Genomic DNA, 7,050 nt, shown 5'->3' with positions numbered 1-7,050 from the left:
TCCATAATTATCCGAACCTGCTACCGTGGCTACAGTACTTACTTGAGTTACCAATAAGCCAGCGCCTAAAGCAACTGTTTGAGGAGTAGTACTGATTGATGAGAAATTAAAGGTACTTCTACAAGGTTCTACTTCATCGATATCTAATACGCCATCATTATCATCATCAATATCCAGTAAATCTGTAATACCATCAGAGTCAGTATCAATACAGGCATTTACAGTATTATTTAATGCATTAGCATCATAAGTTACATTATACTTAACTGTTCCATTATCGGCTGTTGTTTCTAAAACATCCGCTAAACCATTAGTCCCCATTGCTGAAGTAAAGGTGTAATTTGCGGTTGTTAAAGCAGTTGCACCAGCTTCTTTTGCATCGCTACAGCCGTCTCCATCTGAATCAAAATCTAAATGATTAGGTACTGTATCAAGGTCTGGATTACACGAAATTGAGGTTGAAAAGGACTTTTTATAGGCTTCAAAAAATGCAGAACCTATTTTACCTTGATTTGTAGCATACCTTGCAGTGGCAGTAAATGAGCCATCGGTAAACCATGCCAAAAATCTATTATTTTCGTTTGTACCAGGCAATTTTTTCATCCCAGCATAGGCAGTAGTTGTACTATTGTTGGCATAGTACAACACGTCTGATGGTGCCATACCATTTATCCCAAAATAATCTGCACCTGCTATTGTCTCCGCTGGAAAAACAGAAGCATAAGCATTTAATGGATTTTTAAACAAAACATTTTCTACAGCTCCTGTACTAGCCCCAGTAGAGGTATAAGAAGTACCATAAACTTCATTTAATAAAGAAATTAAATTCGTTCTGTTGGTAGCCACACAACAATTTTCGGCTTGAATTACAAAAGATGTGCTTGTTTTGTTTAGGATTGCAAGTTTCAATGCATCCCAATGATTTTGATGAATGGTAGCTAAACCAACACCTCCAAAGATTACGAGGTCATAACCATCATAAAAGCCAGGAGGTACAGTAGCTGTTTCAATGATGTTTGATTGCACAATTGTAGATACTAGATTTTTTCCATTATTAAAATCAGCAAATAAATTGGAACGAATACCGTTAAAGTCTTCTGAAGAACCTGCAAATAATATTTTGTATGGTTCAAAAGGACATTCCTCCAAATCTAGCACCCCATCATTATCATCGTCGATATCAATTAAATCGGTAATGCCATCCGAATCCGTATCAATACATGCATTTACTGTTCTTACTAATGCGTTATCAGCATAAGTAGAAACATAATTAATGATTCCATTATCAGCGCTTGTTTCTAAAACATTGGCTAAACCATTTGTTCCTACCGCTGAGGTAAAGGCATAATTTGCCGTGAGGGATGTGGTTGTTCCAGCTTCTTTTGCATCGCTACATCCGTCTGCATCTGAATCTAAATCTAGTCTATTGGGTTTGCCGTCACTATCAGTATCTATATCAGTACAAACTAACTCTCCTAAATAAGCTTCTTGTGCCCAATTTGCCTGCCCAGTAATACTGATTCCTACTATTCGATAACTCAAATATTTTGAACCATTATTAGACATATCAAATTTGATAGAATTAGTAGTTGCAAGTATTGGTGCTGTATTGGCTACTACTTGTGAACTTACAATATCAACCCAATTAGTCGCCCCATCAATTGAACCCTGAATTTTATAAGTTCCTCCCGCAATAAATGGTGTTTGATTGGTATTATTAGCCAACTCTATTAAATTGAGTAGTTTAGGGGATGGTAAATTAAATTGGAATATTGTTTTGCCATTTAATGAGACATCAGTCGGGTATATTTGCTGTATCAGTGTTCCATCAAGCAATGCATTTAATCCGCTAGGTGCATTTTGAAAAGACCAATTAACTGTTGATGTTAAAGAAATCCCCATCTTACTCATGTTTGTTTGAGCACAACTTTGTTCCCTAGCATCTAAAACCCCATCATTATCATCATCGATATCGTCGAAATCTGGAACTCCATCCGAATCTGAATCCAAACAAGTTACTGCGATATTCGCCATGTTGTTCGTATAATCACATTCAAATATTCCGGTGTTGGGGAAAGCAGTACTAAAGGCATACGGTCTTGCGGTAGTTCCTTTGTCATTTACCACAGCAAATACCGTTGTTGTTTTTCTGAATAGATTTACGGGTATGCTGACATTTATGCTTGCACCAGCTGCTATTGCTACTGTTGTTACATAGGTGCCAACTAAATTTGCAGCACCCAAGGTTGGGTTCGCATCATAGATAGCTATTGGTGTTCCTGCCACTAAAGTTGCTGCGCCACTATTACTAATAGTTGCTGCTATTGTTAAAGCTGGACAAGTACCCAAAACACTAGAAAGTGTAATAGTTGCATCTGCCACGGCTGTTGTTCCATAAGGCGCACCACTTCCTGGTGCGGCATCTGAATATTGTAATTGAGCTACGTTATTATTGATTGAAGCTGAACCAATTATACTAGTTTCAGTAGCTGGAACTGTTAAATCAGGATTAATATTGACGATACGGTAATTACGTTGGTTCCAATAACTTGGCGCATCTTTCCAAGCAAAAGTATTCGGCGCGCGGTTAAAAACACGTAACATATTGTTACCTGTAACGGCAATATCTGCTTCTCCATCATTATCAAAATCGCCTACAATTGGGTATTCTCCCCAAGTAGCAGATGTGACAGAAATAGAAGCGTAATCTACCGGACTTGCAACATTTCCATTTATAATTCGTAAGGTAGATTGATCACGATACACCACTTCACGGATACCATTTCCATCAAAGTCGAATGCGGTAATTCCTGTAGAACCCGACATATCATTGGTTGTTAAAGACCAAATATATTGAGTAGCGCTACCTGTAGCTGTTGTGAAGTTTAAATTGTAAGCAGTAACAATTCCTGAAGATGTACTTGAAGAATTTATGATAACCGCTTCTGGTAAATCTTTTGCTTTCCCAATGTTTACTTTTTCATTGTAAACATTTGCAATCATGGGTAGGCCTCTCACTCCAAAAAGGAATGAAGGAGGAGTTCTTTTGAATAATACCAAGTTTTGATTAGGATCCCAGATATAAACATTGGTCGAACCGTTGTACACGATGTCTAAATCGCCATCCAAATCCATATCGGCTACAGCCGTAGGACCATTATCTCCAGCTGCTGCACCAGAACCCGCAATGGTACTCAAATCTTTCAATACAGACATGGTGCCTGCCGCAAGATTAAAGCCATATACTTTTGAACCAAAAACTAATTCTTTTCCAGGATTAGATGGAATAATGTCGATAATAACTACATCAATTGGAGTACCTGTTGAACCAGAAGATTGACTTGAATAATTCAAAGCTAATCCTGCTACTCTTTTCACCAAAGCACCGTTCACAATTCCAAAAACATCAGAACCTAAAACAATTTCAGCAGTTCCATCTTCGTCAATATCTACAATGTACGGTGTTGCAGATTTCGTAATTTGATTTACATAATTAGCATTGTCATATTGGGAAGCTGTGGTTGATTTATATAGATAGTTAGTTTCTGTTCCGCCTTGATTGTTGAAAATATAAACGAAACCTGTTGCATTGACCATTACTACTTCAGGTGCCGAAGAAGCTGATCCAATAATATTAGCAATAGCAGGTTGCACTGAACGCTCATTCGTGGTAGCAATTACATATTTTTTTGTAGCAGTTGTTTTATCTGAACCGTTTCCTTTGTAAATATAAAAGCCTGAATTATCAGAAGCAGTTGCTAGAAGTTCTGAAATACCGTCACCATCTAAATCGGCAGCTGTTGGAGTAGACCCATTCCATATTACAGCGCCCGACTGAAATTTTTCGACCACACCCCAAGGAGCAGCTGCTGGAGTTGGATTGTAAGGTCCATAGCAATTAGTCGTGTTTTGAGCCTTTGAAAGACTCGAAACAAGTAAATTAGAAACAAAAAACAGTATTAAAAAGAAATATTTTCTCGCAATCATCGTGCTTTAAAAACAATATTTAAATTAAATTCTTAAAAAGATAATAATTATCTAATTAATTAATAAATCGGTTAGAATATATTAAGCGAGCAAAAGTGGAAAAAATGAACTATTTAAATGAATTACAAAAGGAAAAATGAGTCCAATTTTCTATTTGTGAACTCATTTAATTTTTTTAATTAAGTATTTATACTTAATTTAGCATAAAATACTATCCAGTAAAAGAGTGATTTGAAAAAAGAACTTTTCAAATTGAAGATTTTTTTTGAAAAAATAAGCCAGGATTTAAAATTTGGCAACCTTTCATTTTAGCTAAAAATTAACCTAAACAATAATAAGTTTATTTTAAATAAATATCAACTTTTTCTAAACACCTCATAATCAGGCTCTAAGAGGCATTTAATAGTAAGATGTACATGAAAATGCTGTATTTTCATGTACATAATCAATAATAAAAAGTAAGCAGAAAGGTAAAAAGGACATGGAGGGTTGTTGTGACAGGTCGCGACCTGTCAGTTTTTGGTGCTAAGGTGGTAGGGTAAAAACACCAAAAACAATAGAACTGGTAGATTATATTATCTTGGCACGGGCTTCGAGAGCCTCAGCCAGTGGTGATAAACAAGAAAAAATCCAAAAGTAGATAGCCTCTAATCAAGTCTGATAACAGACAACTGATAAGTGCCCTCCAGATTTCGTCATTCTCTCCATCCAGCCTGACAACGGTCAACTGACAAATCCTATTCAGATGTCGCCAGTCTAACCAACTAACTACTAACTAACTACTAACCAACTAACTACTAACCAATCCCTACCTAACAACTATCTCAACCCTTCTATTCGTAGCTCTTCCAGATTCATATTTATTGCTTGCTACAGGGGATGATTCGCCGTAATGTTTGCTATCGATGCGATCAGATGCGATGCCCTGCTTCATGAATTTATTGGCTGTGGCATCCACTCTATTTTTGGATAAACGTAGGTTATAGGCTTCGCTCTGTACATTATCCGTGTGACCTGATAAATACACTTTGGCATCCTTGTTCTCAGCCATAAAGGCTAATACTTCCGCCATTACACGATCAGTAGCAGCTTTGTTCAAGCCATTTTTATCTGTATCGAAGTAAATCACACGCACCAATTGTTTAGGTGCTGCATTGGCCACCTGTGTTGCTGGATTTACAATAGGAGCGACAGCTGTTGGATTTGAAACTGTGTTTGTTGCAGGTGAGGTTTTACTTTGAGCTGCCCATTGTGCAGTCGCCGAATTGCTCGTATTTGCTGGGTAAAGATCTGAGCCATTTAGCTTAGATGCCTTAGCTCTGAATAATGGAACATGGAAACCCACATTAGTAATCATATTCCTAGCAATAGCCTGTCCGAAGCCACGATCAAAAGCTGATTGAACGTGAAAATAGCCTCCTTTATTTAATTTATAGCGCAAACCTGCTCCTAAAGGCAGACTAAACAGCGCTTTTCTTTGGTTTGCCGCTAATTGAATACTTCCAGTCAAATAAGGACGTAATCGAGTCTTGGCATCAAACAAATGGTAAAAGCTCTCTACACGCATTTGTACAAATGAATATTTCTTATAAGCACGATTATCATCCATCACTGTACCAAAAGTTCCTCCTAAATCAGCACCAACTGCCCAATTAGAAGTCAAAGGTTCGAAAATACTCGCACTAATACCCTGTAAAGCACGACCATTTAAAGGTAGCGACTCGTCACAATTACAATTCTCTTGCTCCTTCAATTTCTGATTCAAGGTATGGAACTCTTGCACTTGGTAACGAACACCTAAACGTAAGGTATCTAAAAAAGCTTTTTTAGTTTGAGCTGAAGCACTAGTTGCTAATAGAATGCAAATAATGAATGCTGTTATTGAATGTTTTTTCATTGGTCATCGGTTGTCCATTGTAGGTATCAGTTGCCAGGCTGAGATTAACAAAGGGTGATTGTTGTCAGGTTTTTTATGATGCTTTAAATGTTGTTTTTCTAAATTTTCTTTGTCAGTTGACCGTTGTTCGTTGGCTGAAGCTCTTGAAGCCAGGCCAACCAAAACAAATTGTTTTCTTTTTAATTATTATTATTAATCCGCAAATTTAGTTTTTTATTTTATTTGTTGGTAATCTTTTGTTTTTGTGATTTGTTTTTATAGGTTATCTTTGTCAGGCTAACGTGAACAAAGGTTTTTTCTGTTTTATTTATCGTTATAATTTAAAATTTGTTTTTCTATAAATATTGGTTGTCAGTTAACCGGTGGCTGAGGCTCTCTAAGCCAGAATGACGTGAACAAGGGTATTTTTATTGATTTTTATTGCAATTCAATTTAATTAAATTTTCTAAAACGTTATTTATTATTGTTTTACGTAATCTTTCAAAAAAGGTTTACGATTTTTTTACCAATGTAAATACAACATTTTTTATCAGTTAAAATATTTGTCCCTTTTAAATTCTTTCTAAGTTCAATTTGTCTATTCTTAGGAATAAGTTGCAAGCTGCCTCTACGCGTTTTTGTTATCTATTTTTTAGGCTGGAAACATTAAGATGGGCTTCGAGTGCCTCAGCCAGCAGCTTCGAGTGCCTTTTCGGACTAAAAATTTTGAGATTATGCTTAGAAATAATAAATCTTTATTTTCGCATTCATTCAAAAATCAAAAAAAATGCAATACCCTAATTCAACCTATTTTATTGAGGATGAACGCTTAGAATGGCAACATGTAAGCGCAGGATTAAGTCGAAAAATTATGGCTCATGATCCTTCCCTCATGCTAGTACAAGTTAAATTTGAAAAAGGTGCAGTCGGAGCACTCCACCAACATGTTCATGTCCAAATTTCACATGTATTTTCAGGTGTATTTGAGGTTGAAATTGAAGGAATAAAACAAATCCTAAAAACGGGGGATTCTTTCTTCGTACCCTCCAACCTTTGGCATGGAGTAAAATGCTTAGAAGAAGGCATTTTAATCGATACGTTTAGCCCAATGCGTGAGGATTTTGTGTAAACCTATTTCAGGATAGTACTAATTGTGCAAAAAACTACGAAGGTCCCTCACCTGCGGA

3 protein-coding genes are annotated in these 7,050 nt (G+C 36.5%); 1 reads left to right on the top strand and 2 read right to left on the bottom strand.

The genetic code is table 11. The features are described from left to right. Positions 1–3,987: FG-GAP repeat domain-containing protein (locus tag ACIQ0D_RS02290; RefSeq protein ID WP_395802708.1), on the bottom strand; the 3,987-nt coding region annotated here is incomplete at its 3' end. An 808-nt stretch (positions 3,988–4,795) separates the two neighbouring features. Beyond that, positions 4,796–5,884, bottom strand: a complete 1,089-nt coding sequence (locus ACIQ0D_RS02285) for an OmpA family protein (RefSeq protein ID WP_395802706.1) — start codon at positions 5,882–5,884, stop codon at positions 4,796–4,798. Positions 5,885–6,650: 766 nt separating this feature from the next. On the opposite strand from ACIQ0D_RS02285, the gene ACIQ0D_RS02280 reads away from it, so the two are divergent. Further along, positions 6,651–6,992 (top strand): cupin domain-containing protein, encoded by a 342-nt coding sequence (locus tag ACIQ0D_RS02280; RefSeq protein ID WP_395802704.1) that lies wholly within the window; start codon positions 6,651–6,653, stop codon positions 6,990–6,992. The last annotated feature ends 58 nt before the right edge of the window (positions 6,993–7,050 follow it).

It is taken from the genome of Daejeonella sp. (assembly GCF_044342615.1).
GTDB lineage: Bacteria > Bacteroidota > Bacteroidia > Sphingobacteriales > Sphingobacteriaceae > Daejeonella.
The sequence above is the reverse complement of the archived record's forward strand: the minus strand, read 5'-3'. Positions and strand labels throughout refer to the sequence as shown.